Raw genomic sequence first — 15545 nt, 5'->3', positions numbered from 1 at the left:
CGTGCGTGCCTGGTGAAAGTGCTATTCCGCGTCGTCGCGCGCGTGAGGCACGATGGAGTCATGGCATCCACGAGCGACCACCCCGGTGAGCAGGCCGCGGACGACCCCATCAGGCTGATCGCGATCCGCGACACGGCCCTGTCCGTGGACGAGGTCTTCAAGGCCGTCGGGGACTCCGCCGCCGGCGGGAGCACGTTGTTCGTCGGAACCGTGCGCAATCACGACGGCGGTGCGGACGTCGAGCGGCTCGGGTACTCGTGCCACCCCAGCGCCGAGGCCGAGATGCGGCGGATCGCCGAGAAGGTCGTCGCCGAGTACCCGGTGCGGGCTCTGGCCGCCGTCCACCGCATCGGCGACCTGGAGGTCGGTGACATCGCCGTCGTCGTCGCGGTGTCCTGCCCCCACCGGGGCGAGGCCTTCGCCGCGTCACGGAAGCTGATCGACGACCTCAAGCACGAAGTGCCGATCTGGAAGCACCAGACGTTCTCCGACGGCACCGAGGAGTGGGTCGGCGCCTGCTGACCCCCTTCGGCTGCTGCCGACCCCCTCGGCGCCTGCCGACCGGCGCGCGCCCCCGCGCGAACCACTGCGCGGCCTTCTTGGCGCTCCCTCCGGTTGCGTAACCGGACCCCGGGCATGAGCGTTGTCAGTGCGGCTGGTTAATCTGCTGATCAGTCAGTTCACGCGGACGCTCACCGGGGTTGGGAGGTCGACATGGGAGCGCTTGTCTGGTTGTTGATTCCGTTCATCGCCGCGGTCGGCGCCGGCCTGTGGGGCAGTTGGGCCAACCGCACCCGCAGAGTGCGCAGCGACGGCCCCGAGCTGGACGGATACGCGCGGTTCCGCGAAGCCATGGAGAAGTCCGAATCGCACACCTGACGCCCCGGCACCGGGAGCGGGGGTGGGGCTGACGGTGCGCTGACAGTGACGTCCCGTACTGTCATGCCATGCCACGCCGCACCGCGACGATGCTCGCCTCCACCCTGATGCTGATCGCGCTCCTGTGTGCGGGAGTCTTCATCCCCGTGCCGTATTCGGAGATGTCACCGGGGCCGACCGTGAACACGCTCGGGGACCACGACGGCGAGCCGGTGCTGCAGATCTCCGGCCACAAGACGTACGCGGCGACCGGCCACCTGAACATGACGACCGTCCGCGTCACCAGCGCCGACTACCGGATGAACCTCGTCGAGGCCGTGTACGGCTGGCTCGCGCACGACAACAAGGTCGTCCCGCACGACACGCTCTACCCGGACGGCAAGACGGAGGAGCAGTCGACCCAGGAGAACGCCGAGGAGTTCAGCCAGTCCCAGGAGAGCGCCAAGGTCGCCGCCCTGCGGGAGCTGAAGGTCCCGGTGAAGTCCTGGGTGATCGTCTCCACGGTCGTCAAGGACTCCCCGGCCGAGGGCAAGCTGCACGCCGGTGACGTGATCAAGGCCGTCGACGGCACCGCCGTCAAGGAGCCGACCGACGTCGCCGGCCTCGTGACCAAGCATCAGCCGGGCCAGGACGTCGTCTTCACGATCGTGCCGGCCAAGGAGCAGGCCGCCGCCGAGAAGGCGAACAAGACGGCGACCAAGACGCAGGACATCACGCTCACCACCACCGCCTCGGACGACGCCGGTGAGAAGCGCGCGATCGTCGGGATCTCCGCCGGGACCGACCACACGTTCCCGTTCACCATCGACATCAAGCTCGCCGACGTCGGCGGACCGAGCGCCGGTCTGATGTTCTCGCTCGGCATCTACGACAAGCTCACCCCGGGCAACCTCACCGGCGGCAAGTTCGTGGCCGGCACCGGCACCATCGACGACGAGGGCAAGGTCGGCCCGATCGGCGGCATCGAGATGAAGTTGGTGGGCGCGCGCAGCAAGGGCGCCCAGTACTTCCTGACGCCGGCCGACAACTGCAAGGCCGCCGCCAAGGACACCCCCGACGGCCTCACCCTGATCAAGGTGAAGACCATCGACGACGCCCTCGGCGCGCTGAAGGACATCCGCTCCGGCAAGACCTCCGCCCTGCCGAAGTGCACGACCTCGTAGCCGAACGGACTCCCCGGCACCCCTCGTAGGAGCCGCTACTCCTCGAACGTGGCCGCCAGTGCCTCCGCGAGGCCCGGTACCAGGTCGCCGCCCGTGAGGACCTCCGTCGGCGTGTCCTTCTCGCGCAGCCGCAGGGCCGAGTCGCGGGCGCCGTCACGCAGCACTGCGACCGTCATCCGGACCTCCTGGCGGCTGGGGTGCTCGGCCACCCACTGGGCGAGCTTCTTCTCGTTCAGCCCCTCGGGGACAGACGCCTCGGCGGACGGCGGCAGCATCAACCGCTCCACCGTGAGCGCGCAGCCGACCACCGCGTCGGGCCAGGCGATCGTGCCGAGGAACTCGTCCAGCGGTTTGCCGGCCGGGATCTCCTCCTGCTCGATCGGGGTGAGAGCGGTGACTTCCTGTTCGTCCGTCAGGCCGAGCTGGGCCGCGAGGGCGGGTTCCTGGACCCGCAACCGTGCGGTGTCTACGAGGGCGAAGAGGCGGGCGGGCTGGTCCCAGCCGAGGCCGGAGACGTACTCGTCGATCTCGAGTACGGCCCGGGTGAGCGGGCTCGCCGCCATGGGAGTGTTGGACATGGTCACAATCCTGCCTCGTTCGTCACCTGAATCGGGAACCGAGTAAACGGTGAGTAAGTTGCATAGGTGTGGGCCCGCGATCACGGGGGGCCACGGAAGGTCCACGAACACGCGGGCCTGACGGATCGACAGCGAACTTCGAGGTGCGCACCTTGGCTTTCCAGATGCCCGACCGCGGCGGAGGCCCGACGGGGCCGCGGATGAGAGTGGGCCGTCCTTCGCGGCGCGTCCGGACCCTGCTCATGACACTGGGGGTGCTGGCCGTCCTCGGCATGGCGTTCACCATGTTCGCGGGCTTCTGGACGGACTGGCTCTGGTATCGGTCCGTGCAGTACTCGTCGGTCTTCACCACCACGCTGTGGACCAAGATCGGCCTGTTCTTCGTCTTCGGCCTGCTGATGGCCCTCGCGGTCGGCTTCAACATCTGGCTCGCGCACCGGCTGCGGCCGCCGCTGAGCGCCATGTCGATGGAACAGCAGAGCCTGGACCGCTACCGGATGGGCATCGCGCCCTACAAGAGGTGGCTGCTGCTCGGCATCACCTCCCTGGTCGGACTGATCGCCGGCGCGTCGGCGTCCAGCCAGTGGCGCACCTGGCTGATGTGGGTCAACGGCGTGTCCTTCCACCAGAAGGACCCGCAGTTCCACCTCGACGTGTCCTTCTACGCGTTCGACCTGCCCTGGTACCGGTTCCTGCTCGGCTTCGGCTTCGCCGCCGCGATCCTCTCCGTGATCGCCGCCGCCCTCACCCACTACCTGTACGGCGGGCTGCGGGTCACCTCTCCGGGCGCGCGTGCCACGGCCGCCGCGACCGGGCACCTGTCGGTGCTGCTCGGCATCTTCGTCGCCCTCAAGGCGGTCGCGTACTGGCTCGACCGGTACGGCCTCGCGGTGAAGTCCAGCGACTTCAAGGCGACGGACAACTGGACCGGCCTGCGGTACGTCGACGCGAACGCCTATCTGCCGGCCAAGACGATCCTGTTCTGCATCGCCGTCATCTGCGCGCTGCTGTTCTTCGCCACCCTGTGGCGGCGCACCTGGCAGCTCCCGGTGATCGGCTTCGGCCTGATGGTGCTCTCGGCGATCCTCATCGGCGGGCTCTACCCGGCGATCGTCCAGAAGTTCCAGGTCCAGCCGAACGAGCAGGCCAAGGAAGCGCCGTACGTCGAGAAGAACCTCAAGGCGACGCGCGAGGCGTACGGCATCGACGACGCCAAGGTCACCGAGTACTCGGGGACCAGCAACACCGCGGACAAGACCAAGCTGCGCGACGACGTCGACTCCACGGCGAGCATCCGCATCCTGGACCCGAACATCGTCTCGCCGACCTTCCAGCAGCTCCAGCAGATCAGGAACTACTACGCGTTCCCGACCAACCTGGATGTCGACCGCTACAGCAAGGACGGCAAGGACCAGGACACGGTCATCGGTCTGCGTGAGCTGAACCTCAACGGCATTCCGAAGAACAACTGGATCAACGACCACTTCCGCTACACCCACGGCTACGGCGTGGTCGCCGCCAAGGGCACCACGGCCGACTCCGAGGGCCGCCCGGTCTTCACCGAGTCCGACCTCCCCTCCAAGGGCGACCTGGGCTCGTACGAGCAGCAGATCTACTACGGCGAGAAGACCACCACGTACTCGATCGTCGGCGGTCCCCAGAAGGAGATCGACTACTCCGACGACAGCGGCGAGAAGACCACCAGCTACACCGGCAAGAGCGGGGTCAACCTCTCCAACCCGATCAACCGGGCCGCGTACGCGGTGGCGTTCAGCGAGCCGCAGATGCTCTACTCCGGCGCGATCGGCGAGGGTTCGCGGATCCTGTACAACCGCACGCCCAAGGAGCGCGTCGAGGCGGTCGCCCCGTGGCTGACCATCGACGGCGACGCCTATCCGGCGGTGGTGGACGGCCGTATCCAGTGGATCGTCGACGCGTACACCACGACGAACGGATACCCGTACGCCTCCCGTACGACCCTCGGTGACACGACGGCGGACTCGCTGACCGCGACGAACAACTCGCGTGCGGTGGTGGCCCAGCAGAACCAGGTCAACTACATCCGCAACTCGGTGAAGGCGACCGTCGACGCGTACACCGGCCAGGTCAAGCTCTACCAGTGGGACACCGAGGACCCGGTCCTGAAGACCTGGATGAAGGCGTTCCCGAACACGGTGAAGGCGAAGTCCTCGATCTCGCCCGAGCTGATGGCCCATCTGCGGTATCCGCAGGACCTGTTCAAGGTCCAGCGCGAGCTGCTCACCCGCTACCACGTCAAGGACGCCCAGACGTTCCTGTCCGGCAGCGAGGTGTGGCAGGTGCCCGACGACCCGACCAACAAGTCGGGCAACGCGGTGCCGCCGTACTACCTCAGTATGAAGATGCCCGACCAGGCGTCCCAGGCGTTCTCGCTGACGACGACCTTCACGCCCAACGGCCGGGACAACCTGAGTGCGTTCATGACGGTCGACGCCGAGGCGGGCAGTACCGACTACGGCAAGATCAGAGTGCTGAAACTGCCGACCAGTACGACCGTCAACGGGCCTAAACAGGTGCAGAGCCAGTTCAACTCCGAACAGGACATCGCCGAGTCGATCAAGCTGCTCAAGGGCGGCGACTCCGAGGTCGAGTACGGCAACCTGCTCACGGTCCCGTTGGACGGCGGACTGCTGTACGTGGAGCCCGTCTATGTGCGCGGTGGCGGACTCAAGTACCCACTGCTGAGAAAGGTGTTGGTGACCTACGGAGGCAACACCGCCTTCGAGGACACCCTCGACGAGGCCCTCAACAAGGTCTTCGGAGCGGAGGGTCCGGTCACCACACCACCGGACGACACCACCACCAACCCGCCACCGACGTCCAACAACCCCACGGTCCAAGAGGCGTTGAACGACGCCCAGAAGGCCTTCGACGCCGGCCAGGCGGCCCTGAAGAAGGGCGACTGGGAGGCGTACGGCAAGGCGCAGAAGGATCTGGAGGACGCGCTGCAGCGTGCCGAGGACGCGCAGTCCAAGGCCGACAAGACCAGCGGCAGCGGTGGTGGGAAGAGCAGTGCCAGCCCCAGCACCAGTCCCAAACCGAGCACCAGTCCCAGCGCGACGAGCAGACCGAGCAGCAGTCCCGGCAGCACCTGACCGGGGCCGCACGGCACTTGACCGGCCGGATGACCGGTCAAGTGCCCCCCTCGCACCGTGGTACGGTTGCCACACAACGGCGCGGGGTGGAGCAGCTCGGTAGCTCGCTGGGCTCATAACCCAGAGGTCGCAGGTTCAAATCCTGTCCCCGCTACTGCAGTTCGAAGGCCCGGATCCTTTACGGATCCGGGCCTTCGACGTGTGCGAACGCATGTACCGAGCCCGAGTTGGCCGTGCCGCTGCGGGGAGTTGAGGGAACTGTGTTTGACTTGTCTCTCTGTGGGCATGTCGACAAAACGCTGAAGTGACCTCACTGGCTGCGGTATACCAGGTGTACCCAGGTTGCAGGTGGTGCGACGATGGACGTTATGGGGGACAAGGCAACTCTGTTCGAGACAGGGCGATTTGTGCAGCCCTCCGGGCAGGACGATGCCGTGGAGGCCGCCGAGGAGGCTGCCGAGGAGCTTCGTCAGCGGCTCGCGGCCGAGGCCGGCGACGCCGAGGCGAAGAGTGTCCTCGGGGCCATGTTGCTGCGCCGTGGCGACCTCGACGGTGCCGAGCCCCATCTGCGTGCCGCCACCGCGGCCGGTGACCGTGCCGCCGCCAACAACCTGGGAGTCCTGCTCCACCAGCGCGGATACGCCGACGAGGCCGCCGGCTGGTGGCGGATCGCCGCCGTCGCCGGATCGGCCGCCGCCGCGCACGCCCTCGGGCGCCACCACCGCGAGCGCGGGGACGAGCCCGCCGCCGAGTACTGGCTGCGCCAGTCCGCCGAGCAGGGCCACCCGCTGGGCGCCTACGCGCTCGCCGATCTGCTGGAGCACCGCGGTGACGCGGGCGCCGAGGACTGGATGCGGGCCGCCGCCGAGCGGGGGCACCGGGAGGCCGCGTACCGACTGGCGCGTGCGATCGACCGCCGGGCCGCGCACGAGAGCGAGACCGGGACCGGGTCCGACAACGGCGCCGCGCTGCTCGCCGAGGCCGAGCGGTTCTACCGGCAGTCCGCCGCGCGCGGGCACCGGCGGGCCGCCCTCCAGCTCGGCGCGATCCTGGAGCGGCGCGGCGAGCTCAAGGAGGCCGGGCGCTGGTACCTGACGTCCGCCAAGGACGGCGAGGCGCGGGCCGCCTGCGCCCTGGGCTTCCTGCTGCGCGACGCCGGCGACACCGAGAGCGCCGCCGTGTGGTGGCTGCGCGCTGCCCAGGACGGCGACGGGAACGCCGCCAACGCACTGGGCGCCCTGCACGCCGAGCGCGGCGAGACCCAGACCGCCGAGCGCTGGTACCGCGCGGCGATGGACGCGGGCGACGACAACGGCGCGTACAACCTCGGGCTGCTCTGCGCCGAGCAGAGCCGCACCGCGCAGGCCGAGCAGTGGTACCGGCGCGCCGCCTACGCCGGACACCGCGAGGCGGCGAACGCGCTGGCCATCCTGCTCCTCCAGGGCGGCGACACGGCAGGCGCCGAGCCCTGGTTCTCCAAGGCCGCGGAGGCCGGCAGCGTGGACGCGGCCTTCAACCTGGGCATCCTGTTCGCGGGCCGCGACGAGGACGAGGTCGCGCTGCGCTGGTACGAGCGTGCCGCGGCGGCCGGACACACCGAGGCGGCGCTGCAGGTCGGCATCGCCCGGCTGCGCGACGGCGACGAGCGCGCGGCCGAGCGGCATCTGCGGTGCGCGGCCGGCGGCGGCAGCCCCGAGGCGGCGTACCGGCTGGCCACCGTGCTGGACGCGCGGCGCCCGCCGGAGCCGGCGCACGAGCTGGGCGAGACGGTGCACGAGAAGACCGAGTGCGAGGAGTGGTACGAGCGCGCGGCCTCCCAGGGGCACCGGCGTGCCCAGGTGCGCGTCGGCATGATGGCCGCGGCCCGCGGCGATGTCGTCGAGGCGGCCCGCTGGTACCGGGCGGCGGCCGAGGCCGGCTCCCGCAACGGCGCCTTCAACCTCGGGCTGCTGCTCGCCCGGGAGGGCAGCGAGCCGGAGGCGGCGGTGTGGTGGACCCGCGCTGCCGACGCCGGGCACGGCCGTGCCGCGCTGCGCCTCGCCCTGGTCTACGCGCGGCGCGGCGAGCTGGCGGAGGGGCAGCGCTGGGCCGACCGCGCGGTGACGCTGGGGCCGGCCGAGGTGAGTAAACGGGCGGCCCGGCTGCGGGACGCCCTGGGCCAGGAACTGTCGGCCTGAACGGCGTAAGCCCTGGTCAGAGGCTTATCCGAGGCTGCCTGTTAATCGATTTGCTTCTGCTCGCGTGGCTGACGTAATGTTGCGTTTACCGACGCGGGGTGGAGCAGCTCGGTAGCTCGCTGGGCTCATAACCCAGAGGTCGCAGGTTCAAATCCTGTCCCCGCTACTGAAGGCCGAAGGCCGGAACTCATCAGAGTTCCGGCCTTCGGTATGTTCCCGGGTGCTCACGGCACGTGGCCGACCGCCTCCTCGTACAGCGACCGGTCCACCGTCTTCGACTCCGGCAGCGGATCGCCCGTCGCGACGCCCTGCGCCCGGTAGGCGGACTGGAGGCGGGTCGTGGTGCCCTCGCGGATCTCCCAGTCCATACGGAGCGACGGGGTGGACTTCAGGACCGCCTCGTCGGTCTTCAGGAGCTTCGCGAGATAGGCGACGAAGCCGGCGTCTTTCTTGTAGTCGTTCGCGAAGTACGTGTTCACCGTGCGGATGTACGCCCGCAGCAGGGCCACCCCGGCGTCCACGTCGTCGTGCAGCAGGCTGCGGCCGTACAGCATGCCCCCTAGGGGCTCGCCGAGCGGCTGGCCGCCCAGGAAGGCGTATCCGGGCTTTCCGTCGACCTTGCGCCAGATCGGGTCGAGCAGCCAGGCCGAGTCGACGCCGCCGTTCTGGAGGGCGGTGAGGACGTCGGCGGAGCCCAGCTGGCGGTACTGGATCTTGTCGAGGCCGCCGCCGTGTCCCTCCAGGGTCTTCTCCATGGGGTACGCGATCACGGAGCCCTTGCCGATCATCGTGCCGAGGCTGCGGCCCGCGAGCCGGACCCGGTCCGCCGTCTCGCCGTCCTTCAGCCGTGCCCACAGACCGCTCTTCGACTTCGCGGCGGGCGAGAAGTTCCCCGCGACCCACTTGATGTCGAAGCCGCCCTTGATGCCGTTCATCACGGCCGCCTCCGGGGCCGCCCACATCGCGTCGATGTCCCCCTTGGCCAGCAGCGGCAGCGCGTCCGGCGTCGGCAGGACCTTCAGGGTGACGTCCAGGCCCTCCTTCTTGAACTCGCCCTTGTCCAGGGCGACTTCCAGCGGCGCCACGTACTCGGCGCTCAGCGTGCCCGTCGCGATCGTCACCTTCCGCGTCTTGGCGAGGGGGTGCGGGCCGGGCGCCAGCGGCATGCAGCGGGCCGGCAGGCGGTCGGTCGCCAGGTTCGCCGGGTCCGTCCAGGACGTCTTGCCGCAGCCGTCGACGGGCTGGATGGTGCGCCCGCCCCTGCCCGCCGTCGCCCCGGCGTCGTCCGGGTACGGCGTCGACGAGCAGGCCGCCGACGCGAGCAGCGCGGCCACGGCCGCCGTCACACCGTAGGCACGCCCGCGACCGTGCCAGCCGTACTCATGCCTTCTCATGACTGTCCCCTTCCCCGGTCCCGAGGTGCCCATGGCGTCAGCAACCGGCCCGCGATCCGCACCAGTTCGGAGAAGAGCACCCCGAGGACGGCGACGCAGACGATGCCGACGAACATCACGTCGTTCTGGAACAGCGCGCGCGAGTCGAAGATCAGGTGGCCCAGGCCGTCGCTCGCCGCGATCTGCTCCGAGGCGACGATGACCAGGACCGCCACGCCCGCCGCGATCCGTGCGCCGACCAGGACCGCCGGCAGCGAGGCCGGCAGCAGGACGTGCCGGAACATCTGCCAGGGCGAGGCGCCGAAGACCCGGCCCGCGTCGAGGTGGCCGGACGGGATCGCGATCACCGCGGACATCGTGGAGATCCAGACGAAGAAGAACACCGTCGCCGCCACCAACGCCACCTGCGGGCCCTCACCGAGACCGAACATGTTCAGGAAGACCGGCAGCAGCGCCAGCTTCGGGACGACGTAGAGGGCGTCCAGGAGGGGCTCAAGTGCTGCTCTGATCAAGGGCAGTGAGCCCATCAGGAGGCCCAGGGCGTAACCCGCCGCGGTGCCGATCGCGTAGCCGCCCAGCACACGCTTCAGGGTCGCCCACACGTCCGGCCACAGGTCACCGGCGGCGGCCCGGTCCCAGCCGTCGGCCAGGATCGTGGAGGGCGCGGGGTAGACGCGGGCGTCGATCCACCGCTGATCCGCGGCCAGTTGCCACCACAGGATCAGTACGAGGGGTACGGCCGCCGCCAGCGACAGCTCCAGGGCGCGCCGGCGGCGGTGGGTGCGTACGGGGTGGAGTTCCTCGGGGCCCGGGCGGCGGACCAGGACCGATTCGGGCTGTCTGCCGGGGGCGATCGTCGTCATGCCGGCACCGCCTCTTTCCGCAGCAGTTCCCACAGTCGGCTCTTGAGGGCCGTGAACTCGGGCGCCGAGCGGATGTCGCCGGTGCGCGGGCGGGGGAACGGCGGGCGGTGCTCGGCGATGATCCGGCCCGGGCGGGCCGACATCACCAGGACGCGGTCGCCCAGGACGATCGCCTCCTCCAGGCTGTGGGTGATGAACAGCGTGGTGGTGCGCAGGGCTTGGGTGATCTCCAGCAGCTCGTCCTGGAGGATCATGCGGAGTTGGGCGTCCAGGGCGGCGAACGGCTCGTCCATCAGCAGGAGTTCGGGCTCGACGGCGAGGGCCCGGGCGATCGCCACGCGCTGGCGCATGCCGCCGGAGAGGGTCGCCGGGTAGGCGTCGGCGAACTCCGCCAGGCCCATGCGGGCCAGCCAGTCGGCCGCGCGGGCGTTCGCCTCGCGGCGCGGGACGCGCTGGACGTCGAGGCCGAAGCGGACGTTGGCCTGGACCGTCTTCCAGTCGTAGATGCCGTAGTCCTGGAAGATCATCGCCGCCGGGCGGGGCGACGAGGCGCGGATCGCCAATGTGCCGGTGCTCGGGCGCAGCAGGCCGGCGGCGATCCGCAGCAGCGTGGACTTGCCGCAGCCGGAGGGGCCGACGACGCAGACGAACTCGCCGGGGGCGACGGTGAGTTCGAGGGGGCCGAGGGCGTCGACCGCGTGCGGGGCGCGGCCGAAGACGCGGGTCAGGTCGGTGGCGTGGAGTTTGGGGTGCGGGTCTCCCACGGTTGCTCCTTGCGGAGTTCGTTACGGAGTGGAGGGTGACGGAGTGGAGGGTGCCGCACGACGATATGACGGGTCGTCAGATTGAGGAAGCCTGTAGACGACAACAGAAACCCGGCATCCATGGAGGATGCCGGGGCTTCGAGGGAACTCGGGTGTGGCTAGGCCGCCGAGCAGTTCGGGCAGACGCCTCGGTACGTCACCTCGACGTCCGAGACCTTGAAGCCGAAGCGCTCCGAGTCGGGGAGGTCGGCCAGCGGGTTGCCGCTCGGGTGGACGTCCTTGATCGTGCCGCACTGGGCGCAGACCAGGTGGTGGTGCGGCTGGTGCGCGTTCGGGTCGTACCGCTTGGCGCGCTTGTCGGTGGAGACCTCGAGAACCTCGCCGAGGGAGACCAGCTCGCCCAGCGTGTTGTACACCGTCGCCCGGGAGATCTCGGGGAGCTTCGCGACAGCGCGCGCGTGCACCTCGTCGGCGGTCAGGTGGACGTGCTGGCCGTCCAGAACCTCGGCCACGACACGCCGCTGTGCGGTCATCCGCCATCCGCGTCCGCGCAGCCGCTCCAGAAGGTCACTCATGCAGGTCAGTTTAACAGCGGGAGGCCCAGAAGCCGAACAGGTGTGACTTTGGAGCCTGCCCGGTCTTGGACTTTGTCCACGGTGGCGCCCGCGAGGGCGCCACCGCGCGATCAAGCCGGTACGTGCTGCCGGGCCGGGACCCAGCAGCGGATGATGTCGCGGACCGAGACGATGCCGACGGCGTCGCCGCGGTCGAGGACGACGAGGTGGCGGAAGCCGCCGTGGGTCATGGCCGCGGCCGCCTCTTCCAGCGTCCAGGACGGGGCGGCGAAGACGACGTCGGTGGTGGTGTGGGCATGGGCGCGTTCGGAGTCCGGGTCCTGGCCGAGGCCGATGGAGTTGAGGATGTCGCGTTCGGTGAGGATGCCGATGCCACCGGCGTCGGGGTCGAGGACCACGGCGGCGCCGATGCGGCGGGCTGACATCAGGGCGGCTGCCTGGCGGAGGGTGTGGGCGGGACCGATCGTGAGCACCACGGTGCTCATGGCTTCGCGGACGAGCATGGGCTGCGAGTCACCTCCCGGGAACCCCTGATAGTTCAGGGATTCACAAGTTCACAAATTGAGGGTGCCCTCAGAGTCCCAGGTAAAGCAACGGTCAACAAGAGGGCGCGCACGGCCAATTGAGGGCGTGCGTGCTCATGTGTGCTCGCCCGCTGGTGCCGGCGCGCCCCTCGGTCACGCGGCTCAGTAGCGCTGGTTGAGGTATCCCAGCAGCTCGTCGTGCAGCAGCCCGTTCGACGCCGCCGCGTTGCCGCTGTGCGGGCCGGGGCGGCCGTCGAGGCCGGTGAACTCGCCGCCGGCCTCCGTCACGATGATCGCGTTGGCGGCCATGTCCCACAGGGACAGCTCCGGTTCGGCGCAGATGTCCACCGCGCCCTCGGCGACCAGCATGTACGGCCAGAAGTCGCCGTACGCGCGCGTGCGCCACACCTCGCGGGTCAGGTCCAGGAAGCCGTTGAGGCGGCCCTGCTCCTCCCAGCCGGAGAGCGAGGAGTACGCGAAGGAGGCGTCCGTCAGCTTCGAGACGCGGGAGACGCGCAGCCGGGAGGCCGAGGAGAGGCTGCGGCCCGTGAAGGCGCCGTGGCCCTTGGCGGCCCACCAGCGGCGGCCGAGGGCGGGGGCGGAGACGACGCCGACGACGGGCCGGTAACCGCCCTCGGCGGCCTCCATGAGGGCGATCAGCGTGGCCCACACGGGGACCCCGCGGACGTAGTTCTTGGTGCCGTCGATCGGGTCGACCACCCAGCGCCGGGGGCCCGTGCCCTGGACGCCGAACTCCTCGCCGAGGAACGCGTCGCGCGGGCGGCCGCGCTGGAGCTGGCCGCGGATGATCTCCTCGGCCGCCTTGTCCGCCTCGGTCACGGGAGTCATGTCCGGTTTCGTCTCGACCTTCAGGTCGAGCGCCTTGAAACGGCCCATGGTGGCCGAGTCGGCGGCGTCCGCGAGGACGTGGGCGAAACGGAGGTCATCCTGGTAGTCCGGCATGGAACGCACGCTATCCGTCGGCGTCGCGCCGGTGCCAGCGTCCCCACCTCACGGTTTGGCGGCACATTGACGGGCCGCGGCCGATCGGTCCACGGGGTGTGACGGCACGTAGTGTCCGACGGGCGCCCCCCAGTGCGCTCGCGAACCCTTGACAGTGCTCCCTCGCGCGTCAAATCTGGGCGCAGAGTGCTCCGCCCGAGGGAGGCGATGATGCCTGCAGCGCGGGAATCCCTACTGGACGCCGCCTATACGGCGTTGGCCCGTCGGCCGTGGTCCACGGTGCGGATGGTGGACGTCGCCGCCGCGGCCGGTGTGTCCCGGCAGACGCTCTACAACGAGTTCGGCAGCAAGGAGGGGCTCGCCCGGGCCCTGGTCAGACGAGAGGCCGACGGCTATCTGGCCGGCGTCGAACGGGCGCTGGCCACCCACGCCGACGCCCGCGACCGGCTCACCGCGACCGCCGAGTGGACGGTGTCCTCGGCCCGCGAGAACGCGCTCGTACGGGCCATGCTGACCGGTTGCTGGAGCGAGCGGCTGCCCTCGCCGACGCTGTCCGCGGTGCCGTCCTCCTCGGCCGTACCGGCGCAGCGGCGGGCCGACGGTCCGCTGCCCTCGCCCGGCGACTTCGTGGCGATCGTCCGCGACCGGGCCGTGATCCAGCTCTCCGCCCCCGGCACCCCCAAGTCGGAGACCGCCGACCTGACCCGCTCCTGCGAACTGGTCACCCGCCTCGCCCTGTCCTGCGTCTCGGCGCCGCCGGGGGAGGGAGGCGTGTCCGACCTGATCCGAACGGCCCTGTCCCGCCAGCCGGCCTGACGGGGCCCGGCGGCCGTGCGGCGGAGAGTCGCAGGCGTCGCGAGCGGCCGGACGCGCTCACCCACCGCCTCGACGGCGTGAGAACCCCGGCCGCGCTGTCGTCTCGCCGACCGCCGGCTCGGCCTTCCCCTGCCGCGCTCGGGCGCGGAGGAAGCGGAGGAATTCGCCGCGCCGCCGCCGCGACGGAGGTTCCCGGCGATGCCCCTGCGTCGCGCGACCGCGCCTGCCGGGTCACGCCCGATCCGGCCAGGGCGCCCGGCACCCGCAGCCGACCTGATCCGCCGGACGGCCCTAGTGCGCCGAGCCCGACAGCTGGAGGCCGATCACGCCCACGATGACGAAGCTGATCGAGATGAGCTTCAGGGTGGAGACCAGGTCGCCGAGGAAGATCATTCCGTAGATCGCGGTGCCGGCCGCGCCGATGCCGGTCCAGACGGCGTATGCGGGGCCGACGTCGAGTTTCTTCAGGGACAGGGTGAGCAGACCGAAACTGCCGAGTGCGAAGACACAGAACGCGATCGTGGGCCACAGTCGCGTGAAACCGTGCGAGAGCTTGAGGCACACGGCGAATCCTGTCTCCAGCAACCCGGCCACCACCACCAGCAGCCACGCCATGTGCTTGTCCTCCCGTATGCGGCTCGGTGCGATTATGCACTTGCCGCACACAGGTAGCGCCAAACAACGCGGAGGTCAGTCGCCTTCCTTCCGCTCCCGGGTGGAGAGCAGCCGGCGCAGCGAGTACAGCCGGGCCGGGTCCGCGTGCCCCTCGGCCACCCACGCGTCCAGCGCGCAGTCAGGCTCGTCGTGACTGCACGCGCGCGGGCAGTCCGCGGTGCCGGGCTCCAGGTCGGGGAACGCCTTGATGACCCGGGACGGGTCCACGTGGTGCAGGCCGAAGGAACGGACGCCGGGTGTGTCGACGACCCAGCCCGAGTCGTCCGGCAGCGGGATCGCGCGCGCCGACGTCGTGGTGTGCCGGCCGCGTCCGGTGACGGCGTTGACGATTCCGGTGCTGCGCCGCCGCTCCAGCGAGACCAGCGCGTTGACGAGGGTCGTCTTGCCGACCCCGGAGTGCCCGACGAACGCCGTGATCTTGCCGTCCAGCTGCTTGCGCACCCGCTCCACCGCGCTGCCGTTCTCCAACTCCTCGCGGCTCGTGACGACGTAGGGGACGCCCAACGCGCCGTACATCTCCAGGAGTTCGTCGGGCGGGGCCAGGTCCGACTTGGTCAGGACGAGCAGCGGGTCGAGGCCGCCGTCGTAGGCCGCGACCAGGCAGCGGTCGATCAGGCGTGGCCGGGGTTCGGGGTCCGCCAGGGCCGTGACGATGGCCAGCTGGTCGGCGTTGGCGACGACCACGCGCTCGTAGGGGTCGTCGTCGTCGGCCGTGCGGCGCAGCACCGAGGTGCGTGGCTCGATGCGGACGATCCGGGCGAGGGTGTCCTTGTCGCCGGACAGGTCGCCGATGATCGCGACCCGGTCGCCGACCACCGCGGCCTTCCGGCCCAGTTCGCGGGCTTTGATCGCCATCACGACCCGGTCCTCGACCAGACAGGTCAGCCGGCCCCGGTCCACGGTGAGGACCATGCCCTCGACCGCTTCCTCGTGCTTGGGCCGGATGTTCGTACGCGGCCGGTTGCCCTTGCGGTTGGGGCGCTGACGGATGTCGTCCTCGTCGGTGTTCTTGCCGTAGCGGCGCATGACTGGTTCCCGTG

Annotated in this window: 15 protein-coding genes and 2 tRNA genes; 8 read left to right on the top strand and 9 right to left on the bottom strand. The window is 70.2% G+C overall.

Features of this window, described 5'->3' with window-relative positions:
- The first annotated feature begins 60 nt into the window (after positions 1–60).
- The 3 genes from ACWD5F_RS39965 to ACWD5F_RS39955 all read left to right on the top strand — a co-directional run bounded on the left by ACWD5F_RS39965 (position 61) and on the right by ACWD5F_RS39955 (position 2042).
- Entirely contained in the window at positions 61–522 is a 462-nt protein-coding gene (locus ACWD5F_RS39965; RefSeq protein ID WP_451261126.1) for a molybdenum cofactor biosynthesis protein MoaE, read from the top strand.
- A 192-nt stretch (positions 523–714) separates the two neighbouring features.
- On the top strand, positions 715–879 hold the full coding sequence (locus tag ACWD5F_RS39960; RefSeq protein WP_401713048.1) for a hypothetical protein: 165 nt from the start codon (positions 715–717) through the stop codon (positions 877–879).
- A 68-nt stretch (positions 880–947) separates the two neighbouring features.
- Entirely contained in the window at positions 948–2042 is a 1095-nt protein-coding gene (locus ACWD5F_RS39955) for a YlbL family protein (protein ID WP_451261125.1), read from the top strand.
- 35 nt (positions 2043–2077) lie between these two features.
- On the opposite strand, the gene ACWD5F_RS39950 is transcribed toward ACWD5F_RS39955, so the two are convergent.
- On the bottom strand, positions 2078–2620 hold the full coding sequence (locus ACWD5F_RS39950; RefSeq protein ID WP_451261124.1) for a PPA1309 family protein: 543 nt from the start codon (positions 2618–2620) through the stop codon (positions 2078–2080).
- Positions 2621–2784: 164 nt separating this feature from the next.
- Between ACWD5F_RS39950 and ACWD5F_RS39945 the strand changes: the two genes are divergently transcribed.
- The 4 genes from ACWD5F_RS39945 to ACWD5F_RS39930 all read left to right on the top strand — a co-directional run bounded on the left by ACWD5F_RS39945 (position 2785) and on the right by ACWD5F_RS39930 (position 8097).
- Entirely contained in the window at positions 2785–5754 is a 2970-nt protein-coding gene (locus ACWD5F_RS39945; RefSeq protein ID WP_451261173.1) for a UPF0182 family membrane protein, read from the top strand.
- An 80-nt stretch (positions 5755–5834) separates the two neighbouring features.
- Positions 5835–5908, top strand: a tRNA-Met gene (locus tag ACWD5F_RS39940).
- A 205-nt stretch (positions 5909–6113) separates the two neighbouring features.
- Positions 6114–7931 carry a tetratricopeptide repeat protein gene (locus ACWD5F_RS39935; protein ID WP_451261123.1) on the top strand — a complete coding sequence of 606 codons (1818 nt, stop codon included), beginning with the start codon at positions 6114–6116 and terminating at the stop codon, positions 7929–7931.
- Between the two features lie 92 nt (positions 7932–8023).
- Positions 8024–8097, top strand: a tRNA-Met gene (locus ACWD5F_RS39930).
- 58 nt (positions 8098–8155) lie between these two features.
- On the opposite strand, the gene ACWD5F_RS39925 is transcribed toward ACWD5F_RS39930, so the two are convergent.
- From ACWD5F_RS39925 to hisN, 6 genes are all read right to left on the bottom strand, one after another.
- On the bottom strand, positions 8156–9325 hold the full coding sequence (locus tag ACWD5F_RS39925; protein WP_451261122.1) for an ABC transporter substrate-binding protein: 1170 nt from the start codon (positions 9323–9325) through the stop codon (positions 8156–8158).
- Positions 9322–10188, bottom strand: a complete 867-nt coding sequence (locus ACWD5F_RS39920) for an ABC transporter permease (RefSeq protein ID WP_451261121.1) — start codon at positions 10186–10188, stop codon at positions 9322–9324. The genes ACWD5F_RS39925 and ACWD5F_RS39920 overlap by 4 nt, the downstream gene beginning before the upstream one ends.
- Entirely contained in the window at positions 10185–10952 is a 768-nt protein-coding gene (locus ACWD5F_RS39915; protein WP_401713031.1) for an ABC transporter ATP-binding protein, read from the bottom strand. The genes ACWD5F_RS39920 and ACWD5F_RS39915 overlap by 4 nt, the downstream gene beginning before the upstream one ends.
- Positions 10953–11110: 158 nt before the next feature.
- Positions 11111–11527, bottom strand: coding sequence for a Fur family transcriptional regulator (locus tag ACWD5F_RS39910; RefSeq protein WP_123997860.1), 417 nt, complete (start codon positions 11525–11527; stop codon positions 11111–11113).
- 110 nt (positions 11528–11637) lie between these two features.
- Complete coding sequence (locus tag ACWD5F_RS39905) at positions 11638–12030, bottom strand: CBS domain-containing protein (protein ID WP_401713028.1); 393 nt, start codon at positions 12028–12030, stop codon at positions 11638–11640.
- Between the two features lie 183 nt (positions 12031–12213).
- Positions 12214–13014: a histidinol-phosphatase gene (gene hisN, locus ACWD5F_RS39900; RefSeq protein WP_123997858.1), complete on the bottom strand. Its 801-nt coding sequence runs from the start codon at positions 13012–13014 to the stop codon at positions 12214–12216.
- 207 nt (positions 13015–13221) lie between these two features.
- Between hisN and ACWD5F_RS39895 the strand changes: the two genes are divergently transcribed.
- The gene (locus ACWD5F_RS39895) at positions 13222–13830 is read left to right on the top strand and encodes a TetR/AcrR family transcriptional regulator (protein WP_401713024.1); all 609 of its coding nucleotides are present in this window, start codon (positions 13222–13224) and stop codon (positions 13828–13830) included.
- A 291-nt stretch (positions 13831–14121) separates the two neighbouring features.
- Here the strand turns inward: ACWD5F_RS39895 and ACWD5F_RS39890 are convergent, their stop codons facing one another.
- Positions 14122–14445, bottom strand: coding sequence for a DMT family transporter (locus tag ACWD5F_RS39890; RefSeq protein WP_401713021.1), 324 nt, complete (start codon positions 14443–14445; stop codon positions 14122–14124).
- A gap of 75 nt (positions 14446–14520) precedes the next feature.
- The gene (gene rsgA, locus ACWD5F_RS39885) at positions 14521–15531 is read right to left on the bottom strand and encodes a ribosome small subunit-dependent GTPase A (protein WP_401713018.1); all 1011 of its coding nucleotides are present in this window, start codon (positions 15529–15531) and stop codon (positions 14521–14523) included.
- Positions 15532–15545: the final 14 nt, after the last annotated feature.

This window comes from Streptomyces sp. NPDC002499, assembly GCF_053595415.1.
This window is presented reverse-complemented; position numbering and strand designations above follow the sequence as displayed.